22 protein-coding genes are annotated in these 25777 nt (G+C 67.9%); 7 read left to right on the top strand and 15 right to left on the bottom strand.

Features of this window, described 5'->3' with window-relative positions; translation table 11 throughout:
- Nucleotides 1-44 precede the first annotated feature (44 nt).
- Nucleotides 45-926: a LysR family transcriptional regulator gene (locus Q3A80_RS27795; RefSeq protein WP_446332054.1), complete on the top strand. Its 882-nt coding sequence runs from the start codon at nucleotides 45-47 to the stop codon at nucleotides 924-926.
- A 52-nt stretch (nucleotides 927-978) separates the two neighbouring features.
- Here the strand turns inward: Q3A80_RS27795 and Q3A80_RS27790 are convergent, their stop codons facing one another.
- The 7 genes from Q3A80_RS27790 to Q3A80_RS27760 all read right to left on the bottom strand — a co-directional run bounded on the left by Q3A80_RS27790 (nucleotide 979) and on the right by Q3A80_RS27760 (nucleotide 7127).
- Nucleotides 979-1344 (bottom strand): response regulator, encoded by a 366-nt coding sequence (locus Q3A80_RS27790; RefSeq protein ID WP_006759394.1) that lies wholly within the window; start codon nucleotides 1342-1344, stop codon nucleotides 979-981.
- Nucleotides 1345-1390: 46 nt separating this feature from the next.
- Nucleotides 1391-2359: a chemotaxis protein CheX gene (locus tag Q3A80_RS27785; protein ID WP_446332022.1), complete on the bottom strand. Its 969-nt coding sequence runs from the start codon at nucleotides 2357-2359 to the stop codon at nucleotides 1391-1393.
- 22 nt (nucleotides 2360-2381) lie between these two features.
- Nucleotides 2382-2966, bottom strand: coding sequence for a hypothetical protein (locus Q3A80_RS27780; RefSeq protein WP_446332021.1), 585 nt, complete (start codon nucleotides 2964-2966; stop codon nucleotides 2382-2384).
- Nucleotides 2963-3703: a methyl-accepting chemotaxis protein gene (locus Q3A80_RS27775; protein ID WP_446332020.1), complete on the bottom strand. Its 741-nt coding sequence runs from the start codon at nucleotides 3701-3703 to the stop codon at nucleotides 2963-2965. The genes Q3A80_RS27780 and Q3A80_RS27775 overlap by 4 nt, the downstream gene beginning before the upstream one ends.
- A 2-nt stretch (nucleotides 3704-3705) precedes the next feature.
- Nucleotides 3706-6096 (bottom strand): MCP four helix bundle domain-containing protein, encoded by a 2391-nt coding sequence (locus Q3A80_RS27770; protein WP_446332019.1) that lies wholly within the window; start codon nucleotides 6094-6096, stop codon nucleotides 3706-3708.
- Nucleotides 6097-6480: 384 nt separating this feature from the next.
- The gene (locus Q3A80_RS27765; protein WP_446332018.1) at nucleotides 6481-6888 is read right to left on the bottom strand and encodes a PIN domain-containing protein; all 408 of its coding nucleotides are present in this window, start codon (nucleotides 6886-6888) and stop codon (nucleotides 6481-6483) included.
- Nucleotides 6885-7127, bottom strand: coding sequence for an antitoxin (locus tag Q3A80_RS27760; RefSeq protein ID WP_446332017.1), 243 nt, complete (start codon nucleotides 7125-7127; stop codon nucleotides 6885-6887). The genes Q3A80_RS27765 and Q3A80_RS27760 overlap by 4 nt, the downstream gene beginning before the upstream one ends.
- A 260-nt stretch (nucleotides 7128-7387) precedes the next feature.
- On the opposite strand from Q3A80_RS27760, the gene Q3A80_RS27755 reads away from it, so the two are divergent.
- Complete coding sequence (locus Q3A80_RS27755) at nucleotides 7388-8077, top strand: alpha/beta hydrolase (protein WP_446332016.1); 690 nt, start codon at nucleotides 7388-7390, stop codon at nucleotides 8075-8077.
- A 43-nt stretch (nucleotides 8078-8120) separates the two neighbouring features.
- Here the strand turns inward: Q3A80_RS27755 and Q3A80_RS27750 are convergent, their stop codons facing one another.
- Nucleotides 8121-9623, bottom strand: coding sequence for an amino acid permease (locus Q3A80_RS27750; protein WP_446332015.1), 1503 nt, complete (start codon nucleotides 9621-9623; stop codon nucleotides 8121-8123).
- Between the two features lie 132 nt (nucleotides 9624-9755).
- Nucleotides 9756-11162, bottom strand: a complete 1407-nt coding sequence (locus Q3A80_RS27745; protein WP_446332014.1) for an aspartate ammonia-lyase — start codon at nucleotides 11160-11162, stop codon at nucleotides 9756-9758.
- A 154-nt stretch (nucleotides 11163-11316) separates the two neighbouring features.
- On the opposite strand from Q3A80_RS27745, the gene Q3A80_RS27740 reads away from it, so the two are divergent.
- On the top strand, nucleotides 11317-12291 hold the full coding sequence (locus tag Q3A80_RS27740) for a LysR family transcriptional regulator (RefSeq protein WP_446332013.1): 975 nt from the start codon (nucleotides 11317-11319) through the stop codon (nucleotides 12289-12291).
- A gap of 313 nt (nucleotides 12292-12604) precedes the next feature.
- Here Q3A80_RS27740 and Q3A80_RS27735 read toward each other — a convergent pair whose 3' ends face one another.
- Nucleotides 12605-13672, bottom strand: a complete 1068-nt coding sequence (locus Q3A80_RS27735; RefSeq protein WP_446332012.1) for an asparaginase — start codon at nucleotides 13670-13672, stop codon at nucleotides 12605-12607.
- 321 nt (nucleotides 13673-13993) lie between these two features.
- Between Q3A80_RS27735 and Q3A80_RS27730 the strand changes: the two genes are divergently transcribed.
- Nucleotides 13994-16228, top strand: a complete 2235-nt coding sequence (locus Q3A80_RS27730; protein ID WP_446332011.1) for a TonB-dependent receptor — start codon at nucleotides 13994-13996, stop codon at nucleotides 16226-16228.
- 73 nt (nucleotides 16229-16301) lie between these two features.
- Here the strand turns inward: Q3A80_RS27730 and Q3A80_RS27725 are convergent, their stop codons facing one another.
- Genes Q3A80_RS27725 through Q3A80_RS27715 form a run of 3 tightly spaced genes read right to left on the bottom strand, consistent with a single transcriptional unit; the run spans nucleotide 16302 to nucleotide 18972 of the window.
- Complete coding sequence (locus Q3A80_RS27725) at nucleotides 16302-17324, bottom strand: DUF2891 domain-containing protein (RefSeq protein ID WP_446332010.1); 1023 nt, start codon at nucleotides 17322-17324, stop codon at nucleotides 16302-16304.
- An 11-nt stretch (nucleotides 17325-17335) separates the two neighbouring features.
- Nucleotides 17336-18286 (bottom strand): DUF979 domain-containing protein, encoded by a 951-nt coding sequence (locus tag Q3A80_RS27720; protein WP_446332009.1) that lies wholly within the window; start codon nucleotides 18284-18286, stop codon nucleotides 17336-17338.
- A complete protein-coding gene (locus Q3A80_RS27715) occupies nucleotides 18283-18972 on the bottom strand; it encodes a DUF969 domain-containing protein (protein ID WP_446332008.1) in 690 nt (229 codons plus the stop codon). The genes Q3A80_RS27720 and Q3A80_RS27715 overlap by 4 nt, the downstream gene beginning before the upstream one ends.
- Nucleotides 18973-19330: 358 nt before the next feature.
- Between Q3A80_RS27715 and Q3A80_RS27710 the strand changes: the two genes are divergently transcribed.
- From Q3A80_RS27710 to Q3A80_RS27700, 3 genes are all read left to right on the top strand, one after another.
- Nucleotides 19331-19555, top strand: a complete 225-nt coding sequence (locus Q3A80_RS27710; protein ID WP_446332007.1) for a hypothetical protein — start codon at nucleotides 19331-19333, stop codon at nucleotides 19553-19555.
- A gap of 377 nt (nucleotides 19556-19932) precedes the next feature.
- Entirely contained in the window at nucleotides 19933-20937 is a 1005-nt protein-coding gene (gene cheB, locus Q3A80_RS27705; protein WP_446332006.1) for a chemotaxis-specific protein-glutamate methyltransferase CheB, read from the top strand.
- 56 nt (nucleotides 20938-20993) lie between these two features.
- Nucleotides 20994-22085 carry a diguanylate cyclase domain-containing protein gene (locus Q3A80_RS27700; protein ID WP_446332005.1) on the top strand — a complete coding sequence of 364 codons (1092 nt, stop codon included), beginning with the start codon at nucleotides 20994-20996 and terminating at the stop codon, nucleotides 22083-22085.
- A gap of 4 nt (nucleotides 22086-22089) precedes the next feature.
- On the opposite strand, the gene Q3A80_RS27695 is transcribed toward Q3A80_RS27700, so the two are convergent.
- Nucleotides 22090-24339 carry a putative bifunctional diguanylate cyclase/phosphodiesterase gene (locus tag Q3A80_RS27695; RefSeq protein WP_446332004.1) on the bottom strand — a complete coding sequence of 750 codons (2250 nt, stop codon included), beginning with the start codon at nucleotides 24337-24339 and terminating at the stop codon, nucleotides 22090-22092.
- 249 nt (nucleotides 24340-24588) lie between these two features.
- On the bottom strand, nucleotides 24589-25482 hold the full coding sequence (locus Q3A80_RS27690; protein ID WP_446332003.1) for a LysR substrate-binding domain-containing protein: 894 nt from the start codon (nucleotides 25480-25482) through the stop codon (nucleotides 24589-24591).
- Nucleotides 25483-25777 lie beyond the last annotated feature (295 nt).

Genomic DNA, 25777 nt, shown 5'->3' with positions numbered 1-25777 from the left:
ACAAATGCATCGCCATTCTCTTTCTCGAGGAACCGCCGATGCGCGTGAACTGGGACAACGCCCGCTTCTTCCTCGCGCTGGCCCGCGCCGGCACGCTGCGCGGCGCGGCCACGCAGCTGAACGTCGACCAGGCGACCGTCGGCCGCCGGATCGCCGCGCTCGAAGACGAACTGTCCGCGCGCCTGTTCCTGCGCACCCCGACTCTCTATGTGCTGACACCGGCCGGCGAAGCGCTGCTCGAGCCGGCGGAAACGATGGAGCGCGCGTCGCTCACGATCGAGCGGCGCGTGATGGGCTTCGACGAGCAGCTGGCCGGCTCGGTGCGCATCGCGACGACCGACTCGCTCGGCAAGCGCTTCGTGGTGCCGGCCATCGCGCGCCTGCGGCGCAAGCATGCGGGTATCGACGTCGTGTGCGTGACGTCGGCCGGGATCGCGAACCTCACGCGCCGAGAAGCCGATCTCGCGATTCGCACGTTGCGGCCGGAATCGCCGGACCTGATCGTGCGGCGGCTCGGGCAGCTCGAAACCGGCATCTATGCATCGCGCGGCTATCTCGCCGAACGCGGCGAACCGGTGCCCGGCAGCGCGTTCGAAGGCCATGATCTGGTGATGTACCAGCAGCCCGTGGTGCCGACGATGTGGGAGGCGCTGTGCGGCGAGCCGACGTCGCGCGGCCGTGTGATGTTCCAGACCTCGTCGACGATGATGCTGGTCGAGGCGACGATTGCCGGGCTCGGCCTGGCCGAGCTGCCGTGCTTTCGCGCGGATACCGAACCGGAGCTCGTGCGGCTGATGGGGCGGCGCTGCAATCATTTCGACGTGTGGCTCGTCGCGCATGCCGATCTCTACAAGACCGCGCGCGTGCAGGCCGTGATCGAAGCGGTCGTCGACGAATTCCAGTCGGCCGCGCCGTCAGTTCGCTGACGGCTTCCCGTCGATGGTCGTTCAAGGGCCGCGCACCGCCCCCGGTACGCCGTCAGCCCGCGAGCTTCTTCAGCGCGTCGAGCACCGCGTCGCCCTTGAACGGCTTCACGATCCAGCCCTTCACGCCGGCGGCCTTGCCGCGTTCCTTCATCGCCGGGCTGCTTTCGGTCGTCAGCATCACGATGTTGACCGACGCGTTCGCCAGTTCGCCGCGAATCTTCTCGACCATCGTCAGCCCGTCCATGTTCGGCATGTTCACGTCGCTGATCACGAGGCGCACGCCGGGCGTCGCCTTGAGCTTCGCGAGCCCGTCCTTGCCGTCCACCGCCGTCGCGACGTCGAGCCCGTGATTGCGCAGGAAACCTGCCACTTCGTCGCGCACCGTGCCCGAATCGTCGACCACCAGAATCTTTGCCATCGTCTTCCCCTTTCGTTGTTGCCGACTTCAACAGTCGATATTCCATTCAAAACAGTTCGAGTTCGCCCGACTCGACCATCGGCCCGACGTCCTGCACCGACTCGCGGAAATCCTCCGGCGACCAGCTCAGGCTGAACACGAAACGCTGGTCGAGCTGCACCGCTCGGCCCGATGCGGGGTCGGTCATCCGGTACTTGAAGCAGAGCTGCGGACAGTCGCCGCCGAACGAAATGAACTTCTGCTTGTGATTGACGACGAGCGGCACCTGCACCGGATGCCGTGCGAGCGCCTCCGCGTCGCCGAGATAGCGGTTCTTGAACGCGCCCCACACGAGGTTGGTCAGTTCGCCGAGCACGCTGTTCACGTCGCGGAAATCGGCTGCGCGGCCGTCGTCGCGCGTGCCGCCGATCATGTCGAGCAGCGGCTGCTCGCTCGTCTGCAGCAGCATGTAGCCGCGGCACCACGCGCTTTCCAGCGCGATCAGGCTGAACACTTCGCCGAAGATGATCTGGTCGCGCACGATGCATGGCGTGTCGCGCTCGATCGTCATGCCCGGGAACAGGCTGTCGAGCCGCGCCTCGGTGATTTCGGCGATGCCGCGCACGAGCGCGTTCGGGTAGTCGCGGCTGAACAGGTATTCGTCGATCGCGCGCTTGAGCGGTGTCAGGTCGTCGGCCGCGTAAGCCGCGCATGCGACGCGCGCGAGCGCATCGGGCAGCGCGTCGCGCGACGCGTCTCCGGCATTCGACACGCGGCGCAGGATGATCGGCAGCTCGGGCCGTAGCGCGTCGATCTGCGCCGCGACGATCGCGCTTTCGGCCGGCGAGCCGCCGTAGTCCTCGGCGAGCAAAATGGCGCCGAGATCGATGTTCGAGCGCAGCACCTTCAGCAGCCGGTTGCGGCGCACCGTCAGGCCGACGAGGTTGTGCTCGTCGCAGAAGCGCTTGATCGCCGCGGCATGCGCCCGGCTGTCGTCGAGCACGAGCACCTTGCTGACGGGTTGGTCTACGGTCATCGCGGAAAATCCTCGGAATCGGTCAAAACAGTTCGAGCTCGCCGCCGGTATCCACGGTGGCCGCTTCCGGCACGTGGAAATCGACCGGCGCATTCGCGCACACGCACAGGGTCGCGCCGATCCGCACGTCGCCGTCGAGCGTCACGTCGTATGCAGCCGCGTGATCGGGGTTCAGCGCCGGCAGATAGTCGATGCTCGCGCCGCTCAGCAGGTAAGGCGTCGACATCCCGAGATCGGGAAACGGTACGGTCAGCGCCTGGTTGATCGCGCCGCAGCACAGATTCGCGACTTCCATGAACGCTTCGGGCAGCGGCCGCTGCGCGCCCGCGCCGGGCGACGACGCAGCGAAATGGCGGCGCGTCGGTTCGTCGTCGCGAAAGCGCAGCGCGAGCAGCAGCCGGAAATGCAGCGCCGAGATCGTCAGCACCGCGACGTGCTCGGCGACCTTCGGCGTCGCACGTGATGTCGAGCGTGGCGCATCGTGCGACGCGTCGTGCGTATCCACGGCGACCGGCCGGATCTCGCACGCGCCGCCGGACGCGAGCCGCGTGCGCGCCGCATCGAAGAAGATCCGCTCGAAAGCGGTCCGGGCCTGCGCACTGATCACGCCGCCGCTCCTTCGAGCCGCGCATGCAGTTGCCCGGCGAGCGTCTCGACCGTCGCGAGCGCGGCGGTGATCATCTTGCCGCCGGCCTGAATGTCCTGGAACGTCGCGGCCGTCACGAGATCGTTGCGGTTCAGGCTGTCGCGATAGCTGTTCGACAGTTGCTGCGAGCGCGCGGCGAGCCCGCGCACCTCGCTCGCGACGATCGAGAAACCGCGCCCCGCGGCGCCCGCGCGCGCGGCCTCGATCGATGCATTCAGCGACACGATCGACACGTGCGCGACGATCGCCGACAGCTCCTGGTTCTTCGTGCGCATGTCCTGGTTCTGCGTGGTCAGCGAGATCATCTGCTCGTGCCAGCGCTCGAACGTGCCGGCCAGCCCGCGCAGCCGCGCGGCTTCGTCGGCGAGTTTCGTCGCATGCTGCGCCAGCGCCGCGCGTTCGGCCGCGAGCGCCTGCAGCGCGTCGCGCTGCTCGCCGGCGCCGGCCGCCGCGCGCGCCAGCATGTCTTCGAGCTCGGCTTCGCGGCGCGCCCATGCGTGCGCCGCGTCGGCGTGCGCGGCAACGGCTTCGTCGGCCCGGGTGTGCGCCGCGCCGAGCGCGTCGCGCAATGCGTCGGCTTCACGCGTCATCGCGGCGACGAGCCGCGCTCGCGCGATCCGGCATACGATCGTGGCGATCGCCGCAACCACGAGCCCACCCGCCAGCGCGCCGCCGATCGGAATCATCCACGCTTGCACGATCACTCCGTTGCGTCGACGTTCGCGATGGCCGCGCGTGCCGGCTGTTCGCCGTCGTGAACGGCGCCACCGGCCGCGAACCGCGCGGGCAGCGACACGATCGTCTCGAATGCGCGATACGACGCGCCGACGCGCTCGTCGGTGAAGCGCAGCGCGATGTCGCCGCCGTCGCGCTGCAGGAAGTTGCGCACCGCGTCCATCCCGACGCCGCGCCCCGACACCTCGGTCACCGCACGCGCGGTCGAGAAGCCCGGACGGAAGATCAGTTCGGCCACCGCTTCGTCGGTCAATGCGGCTTCGCTGCCGGCGTCGATCCAGCCGCGCTCGCGCGCGATCCCGCGAATCCGCTCGAGTGCCAGCCCGCGGCCGTCGTCGCCGAGCACGAAACGCAGCGCGCCGTCGTCGACGTCGACCGCGATGTCGATCTTGCCCGCCGGCGGCTTGCCGGCCGCGCGGCGTTCGTCGGACGTTTCGATCCCGTGGTCGATCGCGTTGCGCAGCAGGTGCATGAACACGTTCTTCAGCGTCGCGCCGATCTCGCTGCGCACGCGATGGCCGTTGCTGTCGATATGCACGACGGGCGCCGGCTTGCCGAGTTCTGCCGCGAGCGACGGCAGCGACTCGATCACGCCGCCGAGCGCATCGCCGATACCTTGCGTGCCGAGCTGGCTCAGCAGGCGGCGCACCGAATCGCGTGCCGCACGCCAGTCGCCCGCGTTCGCCGGATCGGCGCCGTCGAGCATGCGCAGGCTCTCGCTGATGTGCGCGCGCTCGACCATCAGGTAGTCGGCGCTGCCGTGCCGCGCCGGCTCGCCGTGACGGCCGAGCGTGACCGCGTTGATCGTCGCGTAGTGGTCGACGGCCTCGCGCACGCGGGCCAGGTCGTCCATCAGCGCGTCGCGGTTCCACTCGGGGCCGCCGTCCGCGCGGCGCAGCGATTCGTACGCCTGCTCCGCTTCATGCACGATGTTAGTCAGGTGCTGCAGGCTGTAGGTGCGCGCATTGCCCTTGATCGTGTGCATGTTGCGGAACAGCGCCGCGACGATCGAGTGGTCGGCGCGCTCGTGCTGACGGATCATCCGCTCGTTCTCGCTGAGGAAGCCCTTCGCGCTGTGCACGAAGTCGTGGAACTTGTCCTGGCTGATCGACAGGATCTCGCCGATCATCTCGAGGCGGCGCTGCTGCTCGCCGGCCTGCGCGGTCAGCTCGCGAATCTCGGTCACGTCGCGCACGCACAGCATCAGCCGCACGACCGTGTCGGTCTCGTCGGTGATCGCCGACCAGCTCAGGTCGAGCCATTTCTCGCGGCCGTCCGGCATCCGCTTCGCGACTTCGTTGACGAGCAGATGCTCGTTGAACGCGAAGTTCATGCTGTCCTCGCCGAGGCACGCGTGCACGGCCGCGTCGACCTGCGAGCGCGCGTCGGAACCGATGCTCGACTCGTCGAACACGAGCGCCATCAGGTCGCGGCCGGCGATGTCGCCGGTCTCGAAGATGGTCTCGAGATACGCCGAATATTCGGCATGCACGACGCCGCCTTCGACCACGGTCAGGATCCCCTGCTGCATGTTCTGCAGCATCGCCTGGATGTCGGCGGTCTTCTGCTTCAGTTGCGCGGCGTTCTCCTGGATCTTCTCGATCATGCCGTTGAACGCGACGATCGAGTGGCCGATCTCGTCCATCCGGCCCACCGGCACGCGGCGCGTGAAGTCCTGGCTCGTCGCGATCTCGCTCATCATCGTCTGCATCCGGCTCAGCGGGCGCGTGATCTGCCGATACAGCACGAAGCCGAGCGCGGTCAGCAGCACGACGACCGTGCCGGCGACACCGCCGATCGCGGTCGCCGTCGTCGACAGCATCCCGTTCAGCGCGCGGATCGCGTCGTCCTTCTGGCGGTTCTTCTCGACGCGCAGCGTGTCGACGATGCTTTCGAGCTCGTCGCGATACTGCGCGACGTTCGCGAACAGGTACGCCTGCGCCATCTCGGGCTTGCCGTCGGCCTTCATCTTCACGGTGTCGTCGATCGCCGCGAAATAGTTCGCCGCGCTGTCCTTCGCCTGCGCGACGAGCCCTTCCTGTGCGTGGCCGACCGCCGATTTCGCCTGCGCGTCGAGCGCCGTGCGCAGCGCGGCCTGTTTCGTCTTCAGCTCGTCGCGCGCCTGTGCGGCGGTGTTCGCGTCGGGCGCGTACACGAGCGTCATCGTCGCGATCTGGATGTTCTTCACGTCGGCGACGAGATCGGCCGACGCGAGCGCGCTCGGCACGATTCCCTGGGTGACCTGACGGACCTCGGACGCGCTCTTGCGCGTCTGGTACACGGCGTACACGCCGATCGCGGACAGCGCGAAAAACGTCAGGACGACTAGCAGCGTAATGCGATGACGGATGGTCATGAGTACAGCTCCCCGCAGCGATCCGGGTGCGATCGCCTTTTGGCCTATTGATATTGAAAGAATATGAGCGGCGAATTATCGGGGATGGTGTATGACGGTCCGATGACTGAAAATCAATCGGTCATTAAGAAAATCGCAATGATCAATTTCGGGGAGAAAGGGCTAAAGTTTTTATTGGAGCGGCCGTTAATATCTGCTCCGCGCGCCTTGGCAGGACTAAGGGGCCACCCGAACAAGGCGACAACGAAGCATCATTGTTTTATTCGAGATCCGTCAATCACTCTGATTGAATATCGGTAAAACGTTTGCGCATTGTCTGCCAGTCGAATCGCGTGCGCCGTCCTTCACGCGCGATAGCGGGCTGCTACAGGATTCCCATCGCGGTCAGTTCCGCTCCGCCGCCGCGAGCCAGTCCTCGATCTGCAGTTCGGGCACGCGCGCAAATTCCCGCGCGTTACGCGTGACGAGCACAAGTCGCCGCGCACGCGCCTGCCCCGCGATCAGCGCGTCGTACGGGCCGATCAGCGTGCCCACCGCAGTCAGCTGTGCACGAATCTCGCCGGCATGCTGAGCATCCTCCGCATCGAACGACACGACCTCAAACTGAAGTCCCGCGACGCGTGCCAGATTCGCCGCCATCCGCTGACTCTTGTATGCCCCGTAATAAAGTTCATGCGCGACGATCGCAGGGATGCCGAAATCTGCAGGTCGATGCGAACGCAAGCGGATCAGCATCGCCGGCTCGCCCTTCAGAATGGCGATCACGGCATTGGTATCCAGCAGAAACTTCATTCAAACACGTCCAGTCCCGGACGCTCCTGCGCGGCGGGTTTGGTTGTCGCTGCGGCCTCGAAATCAGCATCAACCGGGCCGATCAACGGCGTCAACCATGCCCAGTCTTGCGGCACCGGCTCGAGAATGACTGATGCCCCATGTCGACGAATCCGCACCTCTGACGTTTCGAAGCGGAATTCCTTCGGCAGGCGCACGGCTTGCGATCCGCCGTGCTTGAAGATCTTGGCAGTATCCATCTCCGCAACCCATGTATCTACAAAACGTATCTATTTTAACAACTATGGGTGGGAGTGACGAGTCATCCGGTCGCATATTGCCAATCATCGGTCGCCTTCCGGCAAAGCTGGTCGCACGAGACACGAATAGCTGTCCCCATATCGGAGGTCCCCGAACCCCATATTCATTCCCAAGGAGAAACAATCAATCGCCATCCGGCGATTCCCGTCTCGGCCGGTGCGCTCTAGACTGTCGGATCACTCCCCACCGGATCCCAGCAATGACCGACGTCCTGCCGCTTGCCACCGACTCCGAATCCGGCCTCCAGTACCTGCTGCGCCCGGCCGCCGGCCCGCTGGCGGGCCGCCTGTTGCTGTTGCACGGCGTCGGCGGCAACGAGACCAACCTGCTGAACCTGGCAGGCACGATCGACCCGCACATCGAGATCGCGTTCGTGCGCGGCCCGCTGACGTTCGGCCCGAACCAGTACGCGTGGTTTCCGGTGCGCTTCGGCGCGAACGGCCCGGAGATCGATGCGGCCCGCGCGGACGCGAGCCGCATGCAACTGATCGCGCTGCTGCGTGCATTGGGCGCGCGCGATGCCGCAAACGGCACGCGCGCGTTGCCCACCGTCATCGCCGGCTTCAGCCAGGGCGGCATCATGAGCGCGAGCGTCGGCCTCACGTCGCCGGCCGACGTCGCTGCATTCGCGGTGCTGTGCGGCCGCATCCTGCCGGAGATCGATCCGCTGATCGCGTCGCGCGATGCATTGCGTGCGCTTCATGCACTGGTGATGCACGGCCGCTTCGACGACAAGCTGCCGGTCGCCTGGGCCGACACGGCCGACGCGAAGCTGACGGCGCTCGGCGTCGCGCACGATACGCGGCTGTACGACGCCGGTCACGAACTCACCGCACAGATGGCCCGCGACTTCAGCCGCTGGGTCGCCGCACACACCGGATCGAACTGAGCGCACCAGGCCGTCATCCGGCCGGTGCGCATCGCGCGTTGCGTCAGACGTTGCTCGCCGGATCGGCGCCGATCGGCGCGCGCGCGGCGGCAACAGCAGCGTCCCGCGCGGCCCCGCGTTTCGCGAGCTTCCAGCCGACCGCCAGCGCGAGCACGACGACCGGAATCATCGCGACGGTCCACGTGCCGCCCGGATAATCGAAGCCCATCAGCACCAGCACGCTGACGAGAAACCCGAGCGTGAGCCACGACGTGAACGGCGCGCCGGGCATCCGGAACGACACCGGGCTCAGTTCGCCGCGGTTGACCGCGCGGCGGAACAGGATCTGGCACATCACGATGAAGCCCCAGGTCGTGATGATCCCGAGCGACGCCATGTTCAGCACGATCTCGAACGCCTGCGCCGGCACGATGTAGTTCAGCGGCACGCCGATCGCGTTGACCGCGACCGTGACGAGGATCCCGCCGTACGGCACGCCGCGCGCATTCATCCGCGACACGAAGCGCGGCGCCGAGCCGCCCATCGCGAGCGAACGCAGCACGCGTCCGGTCGAATAGAGGCCGGAGTTCAGGCTCGACAGCGCGGCCGTCAGCACCACGACGTTCATCACCGTGCCGACGTACGGCACGCCGAGCTTGCCGAAGAACGTCACGAACGGGCTTTCGTGCGCGCTGTATGCAGTCCACGGCAGCAGCATCGTCAGCAGCACGACCGAGCCGACGTAGAACAGCGCGATGCGCCACATCACGCTGTTGATCGCCTTCGGCAGCACCTTGCGCGCATCGGCGGTTTCACCCGCCGCGACGCCGACGAGCTCGATGCTCGCATACGCGAACACGACGCCCTGCACGATCAGCACCGCCGGCAGGATGCCGTGCGGAAAGATCCCGCCGTGGTCCGCGATCAGATGCAGCCCCGGCATCTGGCCGGCAACCGGATGGCCGCTCGCGAGAAACACGGCGCCGACCGCGAGGAACAACGCCAGCGTGCCGACCTTGACGATCGAGAACCAGAACTCCATCTCGCCGAACACCTTCACGCCGATCATGTTCATCACCGACACGATGCCGAGCGCGCCGAGCGCGAACACCCATTGCGGCACGTCGGTGAACACGGCCCAGTACTTCATGTAGATCGCGACCGCGGTGATGTCGACGATGCCGGTGGTCGCCCAGTTCAGGTAGTACATCCAGCCCGCGACGAACGACGCGCGCTCGCCCATGAACTCGCGCGCATACGACACGAAGCTGCCGCTGGTCGGCCGGTGCATCACGAGCTCGCCGAGCGCGCGCATGATCAGGAATGCGAACGCGCCGCAGACGAGATACACGACGGCCAGCGCGGGGCCCGCGCTCTGCAGGCGGCCGCCCGCGCCGAGAAAGAGGCCCGTGCCGATCGCCCCGCCCATCGCGATCATCTGCACGTGGCGCGGCTTCAGCTGCTTCTCGTAGCCGGACTCGTGCGACGCGAACATCGCGTCGCGATCGGCATGACGGGGATCGGCGCCCGTGGCCGTGTCGGCCGGGCGCTCGGTGGCGTGCTTCATGGCATGTCTCCGTTCTTGATGTGTGTTGATGTGTGTTGATGTGTGTTGACGTGCGGCGCCCTGTCGGCGGGGCGCCGCCGGCACGGCCGCGCACGGGCCGCCGGCCGCATGCGCGGGCGCCGTGCGCCGGAATCAGTAAGCGCGCGGACGGATCAGCGCTTCGGGCTGCAACGCTTCGTCGAGTTGCGCGACGGTCATCAGCTGGCGATCCAGCACGACTTCGCGGATCGACTTGCCGCTCTCGTGCGCCTCGGCGGCGACGGCCGTTGCGCGCTTGTAGCCGATGTACGGGTTCAGTGCGGTCGCGAGCGCAACCGAGCGCTCCATCGTTTCGCGCAGCCGCTCCGGGTTCGCGGTGATCCCGCTCACGCAGCGGCCCGCGAGCGTCGTGCACGCGGCCGTCAGGTGGCCGAAGCTGCGGAACAGCGCGCTCGCGATCACCGGCTCGAACGCGTTCAGCTGAAGCTGTCCGGCTTCGGCGGCGAAGGTCACCGTCAGGTCGTTGCCGAACACTTCGAACGCGACCTGGTTCACGACTTCCGGAATCACCGGATTCACCTTGCCCGGCATGATCGACGAGCCGGCCTGCACCGGCGGCAGGTTGATCTCGCCGAAGCCGGCGCGCGGGCCGCTCGACAGCAGCCGCAGGTCGTTGCAGATCTTCGACAGCTTGACGGCGATCCGCTTCAGCACACCGGAGATCTGCACGAACGCGCCGCAGTCCTGCGTCGCTTCGACGAGGTTCGGCGCGGTGCTCAGGTCGAGGCCCGTGATGCGCCGCAGCGCGGCCAGCGCCTTCTCCGCGTACTGCGGATGCGCGGTGATGCCGGTGCCGATCGCGGTCGCGCCGAGGTTGATCTCGCGCATCAGCCAGCCGGCTTCCTGCAGGCGCGCGATGTCCTCCGTCACCATCACCGCGTAGGTCGAGAACTCCTGGCCGAGCGTCATCGGCACGGCGTCCTGCAGCTGCGTGCGGCCGAGCTTCAGCAGCCCCGAGAACGCATCGGCCTTCTCCGCGAACGCATCGCGCAGCCGCCCCATCGCTTCGAGCAGATGCTCGACCGCGAAGCAGGTCGCGATCCGGATCGCGGTCGGATAGACGTCGTTCGTGCTCTGCGCGAGATTCACGTGTTCGTTCGGATGCAGGTATTCGTACTGGCCGCGCGCGTGCCCCATGATTTCGAGCGCGCGATTGCAGATCACCTCGTTCGCGTTCATGTTGGTCGACGTGCCGGCGCCGCCCTGGATGATGTCGACGACGAACTGGTCGTGCAGCCGGCCTTCGCGGATCTCGACGCACGCGGCGGCGATCGCGTCGCGATACGCGCGCGGCAACAGCCCGAGTTCGCAGTTCGCATCGGCCGCGGCTTCCTTCACAGCTGCGAGCGCCATGACGAGATACGGCAGCGACGCGATCGTGCGCCCCGAAATGTCGAAGTTCTCCTTCGCGCGCAGCGTATGGACGCCGTAGTACGCCGCCTCCGGAATGCTTCGTTTCCCTAAAAGATCCGCTTCGACGCGGAAGCCGCCTGCCGTCATCGTGTCCCTCCTGAAGTGTCCGTGGCCGCCGCGGGTCGCCGGCTTCCTTCACCGCTTCCCGGTACGACGGGTCGCATTCTATGCCTTTGCATAAAGAAGCTCGCTTCTGTATTATCGAAAGCGGTTTTGCGTGGGACGCAACAGCGAGAAACGGATGAAAACAACGGCGAGAGACACCGGCGTCGATCACCTCGGCGCGATGCGCGCGTTCGTGCGGGTCGTCGAAATGGGGAGCTTTTCAGCGGTCGCGAAAGAGATGCACGTGTCGACGTCGACCGTCGCGCGCAAGATCACGGCGATCGAGGACGCACTCGGCGTCGCGCTGCTGCATCGGTCGACGCACAGCGTGACGCTCACCGAGGCCGGCCACATCTACCTGGAACGCGCGGTCACGCTGATCGCCGATCTGGACGATACGCTGCGCGTCGTCGCCGAGCTCAACGCGCAGCCGAGCGGCCCGCTGAAGCTCACCGCGCCGGTCGCGTTCGGCCGCCGCCATCTCGCACCGCTGATCGCGCCGTTTCTCGCGCGCTACCCGACGATCCAGCTCGACGTACGGCTCACCGACAACCACAACGATCTCGTCGCCGGCGGTTTCGATCTCGACATTCACGAAGGCGAGAACTATCTGGACAACCTGGTCGTCCACCGGCTGTCGCGCAACGACAGCATCCTGTGCGCGACGCCCGGCTATCTCGACCGCTGCGGGCGCCCCGCGACGCCGGACGACCTGCAGCAGCACAACTGCCTGCGCTACGTGCATCCGGAAGGCGATCCGCGCTGGGAACTCGTGCGCGGCGACGCGCGCCACAGCGTGCTGCCGGCCGGCAACCTCGTCACCGATCACTCGGAACTGCTGCTCGACGCGACGTGCGCCGGGCTCGGCATCGCCGAGTTCGAGATCTGGCTGGTGCGCGACCTGCTCGCGAGCGGCCGGCTGGAACCCGTGCTGCCGCGCTATCGGCTGCACAACAAGCTGACGGGCGACTACATCTACATCGCGTACCTGGCGAACCGGCGCAGCTCGGCGAAGCTGCGCGTGCTGAAGGAGTTTCTCGCCGAACATCTCGCGCACATCGGCGAGCTGTCGGAAGTCGAGCTGGCGAAGATTCGCGACGCGGGCGCGTAGCGGGCGCACGGACGGCCGCGGCCGCGGTGCGCGGCCGCGCCGCTCGGCAGCCGCGCACCGAAGGCCGTCGAGCCCGGTGTCAAGGAAGCCGTGCCGCAGCGCGTGCGCCGTTCCCGCTCGGGATACCGCGGCGCGAAAGCGCGTCAGCGGACGCCTCGCGATCGTCGGCAACGCGCGGCAAACACTGCATCCGGTCGCGTGCCGCTGCCAACCGCGCGCAACGTCGCGAACCCGTCCGGCGAGCGCGCGCTCGTCGAAGCGGCGTGCGAACGCGCCGGGCCGCGCGCCGCATCGGCACGCCGGACAGCGCCGTTCAGGCTGCCTGCAACTCGAACGGGAACGTCGCGCGGCCGACCTCGACGCCCTGCGTGTTCAGCATCCGCGGCCGGTGGAACGCCGCGAGCCGCGCGCGCTGCGCGTCGGTGCCGATCTGCAGCCGTTCGAGCAGTTCGCTGACCATCATGTACAGCACGTCGATGTTGCCGTCGCCGATCTTCACCGAGATGCCGAGCGCGCCGTCGGCGCCGAGTGCGCGCGTGCGCGCGGACGCGCGCACGCCGATCCCGTAGCACGCATCCGCGCCGAGCTTGCCGACGACCTGCCCGTCGAACGCGTCCATCAGCACCGTGCAGTAGCGGCCTTCTCCGGCGACCAGCTCCGGATGGGCCGTCATCGCGTGATGGATGCGCGCCAGCGCGCGCACGCGCGCGCTCGCCGCGTCGGCGCCGCGGGCGTCGACCGCATCCGCGCCGTCGGCGAGCGAGGCATACAGGCGCGCGAGGCGATCCAGCGAGAATGCCGGCGTCGGCAGGTTGCAACCGTCGATCGCCCAGTCGACTTCGTCGTCGCGCAGCCCGCAGGCATCGGCGACCACGTGCTTCACGCGCACCTGCATCGGATGATCCGGCAGATGGTAGTCGGCGATCGCGGCGCCGATCGCCCGCGCGCCGGCCAGCATCCCGACGTGCTTGCCCGAACAGTTGCTGCAGACGCCGGTCGGCGTGTAGTCGCGCTTGATCCACGACCGGTACACCGCATCCGACAACGGCGCATGGCCGCCGCAGCGCAGATCCGACTCCTGCGCGTCGACCTTCTCGAGCATCGCCCGCGTGCGCGCGATGTGCCGTTCCTCGCTGCTGTGCGATGCGCACATCAGCGCGATGTCCGCGTCGTCGAAACCGAACCGCTCCGGCGCGCCCGTCTCGATCACGGACAGCGCCTGCGCCGGCTTCGCCGCCGAGCGCGCGAGGGTCGTCCGGAACGGATCGCCGAGCCGGAACAGCAGCTTGCCGCCGGCATCCACGACCGCCACATCGGCGACGTGCGTGTTCTCGATCGCATTGCCGCGGTACGTGACGACCGCTGCGCGTTGGGTGTCCATCTGTGCTATCTCCTTCGTCGGGCCTGATCGCCGGGGCCCTGCAAACCGGTACGGCAGTGTAGCGATTCGCCGCCGGGTCGCGCCGCCTGACCGGTGGAAAGCGGTATTGCGCCCGATGCAAAGCCGTCGCGCGGATCACGAGAACCTGGCCGGTCCTGTACGAAAACCATTCGATCGTTTACTTATCTCGTAATAATTCGTAGAATTGCGACCGCTAATGCGAATCATACGCATTTACATAAACGTCTTCCGATATCGCGGGCGAGCCCGCCGGCATCGCGACGACGATCCGTTTCACCGCTACTTTCGCTGCCTCTCTCCATGCCCGCCCAGTTCAAGACGAGGCCCCGTGCCCTCGTGTCGGCGCTGACCTGCTCCGTGTTCCTGACGCCGCTGCTCGCCTCCGCCGAAACCGCTCCTGCTGCCGCTTCCGCTGCCCCTCCCGCTGCCGCCGACATGCCGGCGACGCTGCCGACCATCGCGGTGCAGTCGTCCGCGCTGTCGGACATGCAGGTGAAGCGCTCGCCGTCGTACAAGTTCACCGCGCCGCTGCTCGACACGCCGCGCTCGGTCACGGTGATTCCGGAACAGCTGATCAAGGAGAAGAACGTCACGTCGTTCGCCGATGCGCTGCGCTCGGTGCCCGGCATCACGTTCCTCGGCGGCGACGCGGCCGCGAACCCGTCGGCCGACCGGCCGGTGATCCGCGGCTTCGAATCGCGCAACTCGATCTTCGTCGACGGGATGCGCGACTCGGGGCTGCAGAACCGCGAGACGTTCGCGGTCGAGCAGATCAGCGTGATCAAGGGCCCCGATTCCGTGTACGCGGGCCGCGGCTCGGTCGGCGGCAGCATCGACATCGTCACGAAGACGCCGCAGAACGACAACTTCGTCAACGGCAGCATCGGCTTCGGCACCGACGGCTACAAGCGCGCGACGGTCGACGCGAACCGCAGGATCAACGACACGACGGCCGTGCGGCTGAACGTGATGGGTCACGACGCGAACCAGGCCGGCCGCAACGACGTGTACAACAAGCGCTGGGGCGTCGCGCCGTCGATCGTGTTCGGGCTGAACACGCCGACCACGGTCACGGTCAGCTACTACCACATGAACTCGTACGACATGCCGGACTTCAGCGTGCCGTTCCGCGCGTCGGGCGGCACGCCGGTGCCGACCGATCGCGGGCAGTTCTTCGGGCTCAACACGCGCGACTATCGCTACGGGCAGACCGACACCGGCGAAGTGCGCATCGAGCACAAGCTCGACAACGGCTGGAAGCTGAAGAACACGACGATGTTCGGCCGCTCGACGCTCGACTACGTCGCGACGAATCCGCAGATCCTCGCGTCGAATCCGAACATGCTCGGGCTGCAGGCGAAGAGCGGCAAGTACGCGCTCAACGGCTTCTCGAACCAGACCGAAGTGACCGGCAGCGCGAGCCTGTTCGGAATGAAGCACACGATGACGGCCGGCGTCGAGTTCAGCCACGAACAATCGCGCTACGAGGGTTATCTCGTGTCGGATTCGGCCGGCAACAACATCCGCTCGAACAGCCCGTGCGCGGTAGCCGGCAACTGCACGCCGCTCGCAGGCGGCTGGAACCCGAACATGCCGTGGACCGGCAGCATCGTGCTGAACGGCGACAAGGGCTTCCCCGGCCCGACGACGAACACGCGCACCGACACGGTGTCCGCGTACATCTTCGATACGGTCAAGCTGTCCGAGCACTGGCAGTTCAACACCGGGCTGCGCTTCGACCGCTACGACACGACCGGCAAGCAGGCCGGCGTCGCCGACCTGTCGAACACGTCGAACCTGTTCAGCTACCAGTTCGGCCTGGTGTTCAAGCCGGTGACCAACGTGAGCCTGTATGCATCGTACGGCACGTCGTCGAACCCGCCGGGCTCGAACGCGGGCCTCGGCGGCGGCAGCGACCAGATCACCGCGACGAACCAGGACCTTGCGCCCGAGCGCTCGCGCAACATCGAGATCGGCGCGAAATGGGACGTGCTGCAGGATCAGCTGTCGCTGACGTCGGCGCTGTTCCAGACCGACAAGACCAATGCGCGCGTCAGCGACGGGCTCGGTCATACGGTCAACGCCGGCAAGCAGCGCGTGCGCGGCGTCGAACTCGGCTTCGCGGGCAACCTGACGCCGAAGTGGCACGTGTTCGGCGGCTACTCGTACCTGAACGCGATCACCACCGATGCGGGCCCCGGCAGCCCCGGCGCATCGGGCCTGCCGATGGTGATGGTGCCGAAGCACAACTTCACGCTGTGGACGAGCTACGACGTGATGCCGAAGCTCACGCTTGGCGCGGGCGCGACGGTGATGAGCCAGACCTATGCGTCGGTGTCGGCGACGACGAAGAAATGGACGCCCGGCTATGCGCGTTTCGATGCGGCCGCGACGTGGCGCGTGAACAAGACGATGGACGTGCAGCTGAACGTGCAGAACCTGTTCGACAAGAAGTATTACGCGAGCGCGTATCCGATCTACGCGACGTGGGCGCCGGGCCGCTCGGCGATGGTCACGCTCAATTTCTATCAGTAAACCGGCGCAACTGCGGCGGGCGCACGCGTTGCATCGCGCCCGCCCGCGTCGCCTCGTCTTCCCGACGAAGCGTCTACGCCTCCAACGCCAGCAGCGCGAACGTCGCGAGCCAGTGCTCGCCCATGTAGTCGCCGGCCACGTGTGCGAGCGCGCTTGCGAGATGCCGGTCGGCTGCATCGAGCAGCTTCGTGCGCCGCGCATCGCCTTCCGGCAGCGCGCCGGCCAGCGAGCGCTGGCACCACGCGCGGCTCAGGTTCAGCCCGTCCAGATGCGCGATCTTGCCGTCGCTGCGATCGCTGACGGTGGCCGGCACGAACAGCGTCGCCGGCTCGCCGCGCGCGAGATCCGGCAGGAAGCGCGCGAACCAGCCGTCGAATTCGCCGGCCGGCAGCACGCGCCGCATCAGCTCCGCCTCCATCAGCGCCGGCGACAGGAACTCGTCGCCCGACGGCTCCCACGCCTGGCACGCGACGTCGTTCAGGTGCCAGCGCTTCGCCGTATCGACGATCAGCGCCGCGAGCCCGTCGCGCTGCGTCGCGCGTGCGAAGTCGAGCGTCAGCGCGAGCGCGAACGCGGTGTTGAAGTGCGTGCCGACGCGCAGCGGATAGGTCGCTTTCGGCAGGAACGCCTCGAAGCGCGACACGAACAGATCGGTGAGCGGCGTCATCGTCTTCGCCCAGCGTGCGGCCTGCGGCACGACGCCCTTCAGCGCGAGCCGCTCCAGCTGCGCGGACAGCGCGAGGAGCCACGCCCACCCATACGGCCGCTCGAAGCCGCTGTTGTGCGGCAACGCGAGATACGCGCGTTCGCCGGCGACGTTCGCGTCGGTGACATGCGCGTCGACCACGGCGATGATCCGCTCGGCCTCCGGCAGCGCCGGATGGCGTTCGAGCACGCGCAGCACGAGCCAGTAGCCGTGCACGCACGAATGCCAGTCGTAGCTGCCGTAGAAGATCGGATGCAGCGCGCGCGGCCCCTGCACGTCGTGCGGACCTTCGAGCGAATGCGTGAGCTTGTTCGGATATTCGCGGGTCAGGTGCGCGAGCGCGAGCGACGCGAATTTCGACGCGAGTTCGGGGGTCAGTCGGTCGGTCATGGAAGGTCTCGTCAGAAGCGGAATACGAACGCGTACATCAGCAGCGTGTTCACGGCGAGCAGCAGCACGGCGGTCGGCCACTGCGCCTTGATCACGCCGTTCTTGTCCTTCAGCTCGAGCAGCGCGGCGGGCACGATGTTGAAGTTCGCGGCCATCGGCGTCATCAGCGTACCGCAGAAGCCGCTCAGCATCCCGATCGCGCCCATGATCGCCGGGTTGCCGTGGAACTGGTGGACGATCAGCGGCAGCCCGATGCCGGCCGTCATCACGGGAAACGCCGCGAAGCCGTTGCCCATGATCATCGTGAACAGCGCCATCCCGACCGTATAGGCGGCGACGACGGCGAACGGCGAATCGATCGGCACCCACTCCTTCACGAGCCCCGACACCACGCCGCCGACGCCCGCGACCGCGAACAGCGCGCCGAGCGCCGCGAGCATCTGCGGCAGGATCGCGGCCCAGCCGACCGCGTCCATCGTGTGACGCGCTTCCTTCAGTGCATGAACCGGCGAATCGCGCAGCATCGCGAGCGCGACGCCGAACGCGACGAGCGTGCCGAGCACGAGCGCGATCAGCGTCACGCTCTTCGCCTCGACGAACGGCACGAGCTTCAGCGCGAACGTGCCGATCAGCGTGACGACGGGAATCAGCAACGCGGGCAGGAACAGCCGGTTGCCGAAGCGCAGCGCCTTCGCGTCGCGGCGTGCGGCGGCCGCGTCGCCCGCTTCGTCCGACTTGCCGCGGCCGAGCTTGCCCGAGCCCGCGATCAGCGCGAGCGCGATCGCGAGGCAGCCCGTGACGAAATGCGGCAGCAGCGCGCCGAACAGGAACGTGAGCGCGTAGATCGCCCAGAACGCGAAGTTGACGACGCGGCGCGGGTTCGTGCGGTCCGTCAGGTTGAAGCACGCGAACGCGGCGAACATCAGCCCGGCGAGCGTGTACAGCGGTTCGAGGCCGATCATCGCGCGCCCTCCCGTCCGAACGCGCCGAAGCCGCGCGACAGCCGATGGTCGAGCAGCGCGAGGCGCGTGCAGTGGATCAGCAGCGCGGCGATCGCGGTCGGGATCGCCCAGACCGACAGGTGCAGCGGCTCGATCGCGATCCCGTTCTGTTCGAGAAAGCCCTTGATCAGCAGGATCGACTGGATCGCGATGAAGATGTCCTCGCCGAAGAACACGGCGACGTTGTCCGCGGCCGACGCATGCGCGCGAATCTGCTGGCGCACCGCGTCCGGCAGGTCGCCGTGCCGGCTGACCGCCGCGGCTTCGGCCATCGGCGCGATCAGCGGCCGCACCATCTGCGCGTGTCCGCCGAGCGACGTGAGGCCGAGCGCCGCGGTCACCTGGCGCAGCACGAAATACAGCATCAGCACGCGGCCGGTGGTCGCCGCGTGCACGCGCGAGATCATCCGCTTCGCCTGTTCCTTGAGCCCGTTGCGCTCGAGCAGCGCGATCACCGGCAGCGTCAGCCAGATCAGCCCCATGTAGCGGTTGTCGGTGAACGCCTTGCCGAACGCGCTGACGATGTCGACAAGATTCATCCCGCCCGCCAGCCCCGTCGCGAGCCCCGCGATCGTGACCACCAGCAGCGCGTTGAAGCGCAGCGCGAAACCGATCACGACGATCGGCACCCCTATCAGCACGAGCATTGCCCCTCCTTGTGTCGGATGCACGGCGCGGTGAGCACGCGCCGCCCGCCCGGTTTCGACCGGGTTCAGGTCGCAAAATCTAACACGAGACTTTATCGATAAAAAGTCGACAATTTGCTGCTTCGGGTAAACGTTGAAACCGGTGCGATGCGGCGCCGGGCGTGGGCTGTTTGGTCCGCCGCTCGTGGTTCGGCACGCGCTCATCCGGCCGGCCGCGGACGCGCGAGCGGTGCCGCGACGCGCGCGGCACGCGCCGTGACGGCGGACCGCCGGCGGACGATGGTCCGCCCGCCGCGCGTGGCGCAGCGCGGATGCGCCGACTACACTGGAAGGCATCGCAACGGACGGGAGAGCCGCCATGATTGACGTATTCCAGACCATCGGCAGCCGCGCGTTCTCCGCTCATCTGGCGAAGGACGGGATGGTGACGCTGATGGAACAGCGCCACGAGGTCGACCGCGTGACGCTCGCCACCGCGTACGCCGCGCTCGTCGAGGAATCCGAGCAGGAAGCCGATCTGCGCGACGCGACGATCGAAGGGATGATGCGCGCGCTGATCCAGGGCTACGCGCGCAGCCATTGAGCGGCTGAACGCGCGCCGGGCGCGGTGCGCCGGCCGTGTCGCGCGGCCGGCTCGCCGATGCCGGCGCCCGCGCCCGCGCGTGCGGAAACGGCTGCGAACGCGCGCTTTCCGCACTGCGGCACGTCGTTGTATCCGGCTGCCCGGCTGGCCCGGCAGCGCCAATTTCCGTCCGGCGATAGAGGAAAGGGTCGGAAACGCCGCGATGGCAATTTTTTCGATTGCCGCCGCTCGCGCCGCGTGACAGCATGCGGGCGTCGCCAATCGAACAGAATTCCGTGCCGTCCGCCCGCCGATGCCGTTCGGCACGCCGGACCGGCACCGCCTCCCATGAACCCGGCCCAGATCCAACACTACGAACCGACCGGAGTATCCCGCTTGTGAACATCGGCATCGTCAACGACCTCCCGCTTGCCGTCGAGGCGATGCGCCGTGCGATCGCGCGCCGGCCCGAGCATCGCGTGCTGTGGGTCGCGACCGACGGCGCGCAGGCCGTCGAACTGTGCGCCGCGCAACCGCCCGACGTCGTGCTGATGGACCTGATCATGCCGAAGTTCGACGGGATCGAGGCGACGCGGCGAATCATGCTCTCCGGCCGCCCGTGCGCGATCCTGATCGTGACGAGCTGCATCGGCGCGAACGCGTGGCGCGTGTTCGAGGCGATGGGCGCCGGCGCGCTCGACGCGGTCGACACGCCGCGGCTCGGCGAAGGCGCGGCCGGCGATACCGCGCGGCTGCTGCTCGCGAAGATCGACCAGATCGGCCGCCTGCTCGACGCGCCCGGCGGCGTCCGTGCGGCCGGCACGGCCGCACGCGGGAGCGGCGGTCCGCTGATCGCGATCGGCGCGTCAGCCGGCGGCCCCGGCGCGCTCGCGTCGATCCTCGGCAGCCTGCCGGCCGACTTCAGCGCGCCGATCGTGATCGTCCAGCACGTCGATCGCGCGTTCGCCGAAGGGATGGCGCAATGGCTCGACGGCCAGACGCCGCTGACGGTGCGCGTCGCGCGCGAAGGCGACCGCCCGCAGCCGGGCGTCGCGCTGCTCGCGGCAACCGACGATCATCTGCGCATCACCCGCGCCGGCACGCTCGAATACACGCGCGAGCCGGCCGCGACGCCGTACCGGCCGTCGGTCGACGTGTTCTTCAACAGCCTGACCGAGCACTGGCCGGGCCGCGTGATCGGCGTGCTGCTGACCGGCATGGGCCGTGACGGCGCGATCGGCCTGAAGGCGCTGCGGATGAAGGGCTATCACACGATCGCGCAGGACGAGGCGACGAGCGCCGTCTACGGGATGCCGAAAGCGGCCGCGACGCTCGGCGCGGCGCGCGCGATCCTGCCGCTCGAGCGCATCGCGGGCGAACTGGCGGCGCTCGCACGGATCTGACGCGCGATGAACCTCCGTCATACCCGACGCGGCCACGGCGCGCCCCGGCATCGATCATGAACAGCGACCTCACCCGCCCGCGCGGCGGCCTGCACCCGGCGTTCGACAGCGCGTACGCCGCGCCGACGCCGCACGCCGCCGCCCCCGCGATGGTCCTGCTGGTCGACGACCAGACGATCGTCGCGGAGGCCGTCCGGCGCGCGCTCGTCGACGAGGAAGGCATCGACTTCCACTACTGTCCGCGCTCGGACGATGCGCTCGCGACCGCGATCGAAACGCGGCCGACCGTGGTCCTGCAGGATCTCGTGATGCCGGGCACCGACGGCCTGAGCCTCGTGAAGGCTTACCGCGCGAATCCGGCGACGCGCGACGTGCCGATCATCGTGCTGTCGACGCAGGAAGAACCGGTGATCAAGAGCGCCGCGTTCGCGGCCGGCGCGAACGACTACCTGGTGAAGCTGCCCGACCGCATCGAACTGGTCGCGCGGATCCGCTATCACTCGCGCTCGTACATGAACCTGCTGCAGCGCGACGAGGCCTATCGCGCGCTGCGGCAGTCGCAGCAGCAACTGCTCGAGGCCAATCTCGAACTGCGGCGCCTCACGCATTCGGACGGCCTGACCGGGCTGTCGAACCGCCGCTATCTCGACGAATACCTGGCCGCCGAATGGCGCCGCGGCACGCGCGAGCGCAGCGAACTGTCGCTGCTGATGATCGACGTCGACAACTTCAAGCTGTACAACGACACGTACGGGCACGTGTCCGGCGACGCGGTGCTCAAGCAGGTCGCGGCGACCATCGAGCGATGCCTCGGGCAGTCCGGCGATCTGGCCGCGCGCTTCGGCGGCGAGGAATTCGCGGTCGTGATGCCGGCGACGTCGCCGGGGGCCGCGCGGCTGCTCGGCGAGAAGATCCGCCTCGCGGTCGAGGCGTTGCGGCTCGAACACGCGCACTCGTCGACGGGCCGCTACGTGACGATCAGCATCGGCGGCGCGAGCGTCGTGCCGGGCGCCGGCCTGCCGACCACGTCGCTGATCGAGGCGGCCGATCGCGCGCTGTATCGCGCGAAGCACGACGGCAAGAATCGCGTCGAGATCGATGCGCCGGCCGCGCCCGCGGGTCCGCCGGGCGGCGGCGGTTTCGCGTGAACGCCTACACGGTGACGAGCCGGCGCGCGTAGTCGGCCGGATCGAGCGGCCGGCCGAACAGGTAGCCCTGCTGCATGTCGCAGCCGATCTGCTGCAGGAACCACGATTGCGCCTGCGTCTCGACGCCTTCCGCGGTGACCTTCATCCCGAGCGAATGCGCCATCGCGACGACCGCCTGCGTGATCGCGACCGAGTCGCGGTGATCGGGCACGCCGGACACGAACGACCGGTCGACCTTCAGGTTGTGCAGCGGAAAACGCTTCAGGTACGCGAGCGACGAATAGCCGGTGCCGAAGTCGTCGACCGAAATCCGCACGTTCATGTCCGTGAGCGCTTCGAGCATCGGCATGACGGTGTTCGTGTCGTTCATCAGCACGCCTTCGGTAATCTCCAGTTCGAGCGCGCCCGGATCGAGCTGCGTCTGCGCGAGGCAGTCGTACACCGATTCGACGAGCCCTTCGTGGAACTGCCGCGGCGACAGGTTGACCGCCACCATCAGGTCGGGCGCGATCGTGCGGCGCCATTCGGCGGCCTGCCGGCACGCGGTTTCGAGCACCCACTGGCCGATCGCGACGATGAGCCCGGTATCTTCCGCGACCGGAATGAATTCGGCCGGCGACATCGGCCCGAGCTCGGGACTCGTCCAGCGCAGCAGCGCTTCGGCGCCGACCGTGCGGCCGCTGCGCGCATCGACGACCGGCTGGTACGCGAGCCGCAGCGCATCCGACGCGATCGCGCGGCGCAGCGACTGCTCGATCGCGAAGCGGCGCTGCAGGCGCAGGTTCAGCTGCGCGGTGAAGAACGTGAAGTGATTGCGGCCGCGCTGCTTCGCGTCGTACATCGCGGAGTCGGCATTGCGCATCAGCGTGACCGCGTCGTCGCCGTCGCGCGGCGCGACGCTGATCCCGATCGACACGCCGAGCCAGTACTCGTTGTTCGCGATCGCGAACGGCTTCGCGATCGTGTCGATCACTTCGCGCGCGAGCGCGGACAACGCTTCGGGGTCGTCGCAATGGTCGACGAGGATCACGAACTCGTCGCCGCCGACGCGCGTGAGCGCGTGCCGGCCGCCGCCGCATGCGACGAGCCGCGCGGCGACGCTGCGCAGCAGCGCGTCGCCCGCGTCGTGGCCGGCCGTGTCGTTGACCTTCTTGAAACCGACGAGATCGATGAACAGGATCGCGACGCGTGCGGGCCCGTCTGCCGCGTCGCGCGCACCGAACAGCTGGCGCATGCGATCGGAGAGCCAGCGCCGGTTGTAGAGCCCCGTCAGCGCATCGCGCGTCGCCAGGTAGCGCAGTTGCTGCTGCGCTTCGCGCACCGGGCCGATGTCGTGGAACGACACGAGCACCGATTCGGGCTGCGTCTCGCCCGGCTTCACGATCGGCACCGCGTTGCCGCGCACCCAGATGATGTCGCCGTCGGCCAGGCCGAAGCCGACCGTGTAGTCGAGCAGCGGCGTCGCCGTGGCGAGCGCGCGCCGGCTCGGCCACTGGTCCGGCGCGATCGGCGTGCCGTCCTCGTACAGCTTGTACAGGATCACCGTCGACAGCCGCCGGCCGACGAGTTCGCCCTTCGCGCGCATCATCCGGTTCGCGCTCGGATTGCTCGCGATCACCACGCCGTCGCGCGACACGACGAGTATCCCTTCGTTCAGGCTGTTGACGACGAGGCGGTGATGTTCTTCGCTGCGCACGAGTTGCCGCGCGATCCCGTCCTGGTGCACGGCGAGACCGACGCTGTTGCCGATGTCGCGCAGCAGGTCGGTTTCGGCATCGCTCGGGCGGCGCGGCGTACGGTGATACACCGCGAACGCGCCGAGCACGGTGCCGGCGTCGTCCAGAAGCGGCACCGACCAGCATGCACGCAGGCCGAGCGGTAGCGCGAACGAGCGGAAATCGGCCCACAGCGGATCGGTTTCGATGTCCTCGACGGCGATCATCCGGCGCTCGTGCATCGCGGTGCCGCACGAGCCGGCGGCCGGCCCGATCGGCGCGCCTTCGATCGCTGCGCTGTACTGCGCGGGCAGCGACGGCGCGGCGCCGACATGCACGTGCACGCCGTCCGCGTCGAGCAGCAGGATCGTGCACGATGCGCCGTCGCCGAGCAACGCCTCGGCACGCCGGCACACTTCCACGAGCAGCTCCGGCAGCGGTGTGTTGCGCGTGATCAGTCTCAGCACGCTTTGCTCGGACGCGAGCACTTCCGCTGCAAGCCCGAGGCTGTAGCGAGCACTTTGCGGTTCGGTATTCAAGCTGAATCCTGCCGTCAGTTCGACCGGGTCTGGTGCGCCCGATTCGTTAGCGATCCTTCGTGCCGCTTCTCGCCCCGGGTTTACGCAACCCCGGTGGCGTCCCCTTTCGTGCGCACCCCAACGCGCACCCAGACACATTTAACACCAATCCGTGCGGCCCCGTATATCCACATGAATAAGGGCTTACGCGCGGTCGGGGCCGCATCGGCGCGTACCGTTTCGTCTGACGGTTGCGGTGTGCCGCCGCGGTCAGTCCCGGCGGATATGTTCGGCCAGGAAATCGATCAGCAACCGCACGCGCGGCAGCAGTCCGCGCCGCGACGGGAACACCGCGTGGACCACGCCGCCCTTCGGCGCCCATCCCGGCAGCACGTCGATCAGCGTGCCGTCGCGCAGGTCGTCGTCGACGACCATGCACGGCAGCTGCACGATGCCGACGCCGTGCACCGCCGCATCGCGCAGCGCGTGCATGTCGTCGGTGACGTAGCGCGGATGGTGGCGCAGTTGCGCCTGCTCGCCGTTCGGCCCGACGAGCTGCCACACGTGATGCCGCGCCGGCCCCCAGTCGAGGCTCGGCTCGCCGGCCAGCTCCGCCGGCTCGGTCGGCACCGCGCGCCCGCGCAGCCACTGCGGCGCGGCCACGAGGCGCTGCGGGCTGTCGCCGAGAATCCGCATCACGAGGCCGCTGTCCTCGAGCGGCGGGAAGCGCACGCGCAGCGCGAGGTCGAAGCCTTCGCTCAACAGGTCGACGCGGCGGTTCGTCGCCTCGAGATGCACGTGCACCGCCGGATGAATCGCCATGAAGCGCGCGACGAGCTCGCTCACGCGATATTCGAGCAGCGCGGTCGGGCAGCTGACGCGCACGATCCCGCGCGGCTCCGCGTGCCGCCGCTCGATCACCTCGCGTGCCGCGTCGGCTTCGACCAGCACCGCGAGGCAGCGCTCGTAGAATTCGCGGCCGGTTTCGGTGACCGTGAAATGGCGTGTGGTCCGCTGCAGCAGCCGCACGTCGTATTGCGCTTCGAGCGCCGCGACACGCCGGCTCAGCGTCGATTTCGGGACGTCCAGCGCGCGCCCCGCCTGCGTGAATCCGCCGTGCTCGACCACCTTCACGAAATAGTAAAGGTCGTTCAGGTCATCCATGATTGTTCCACCCATAGAACACTGACGGCATTCTAAGGGACTGGAAACGCGGTTGTTGCACGAATAGCATCTTTCTTCGATGTGGATCGATTTGGTCGACGCGACCTGAGACTTTCCCGAACGGGCCTTCGCGTGCCGGATCGATTGACTAAGCTTGGAGCATTCGCCCGCGACGCACGCGCCGACGGACGCGTGCGACAGCGCGGGCGCCCAGCCGCGACGACGATCCCGACGCCGCGGTCGCCCCACCCTGGACCCTCGGGATTTTTCTCACTTCGTGCTTTGTCTCTGGAGG

It is taken from the genome of Burkholderia sp. SR8, assembly GCF_052851275.1.
This window is presented reverse-complemented; position numbering and strand designations above follow the sequence as displayed.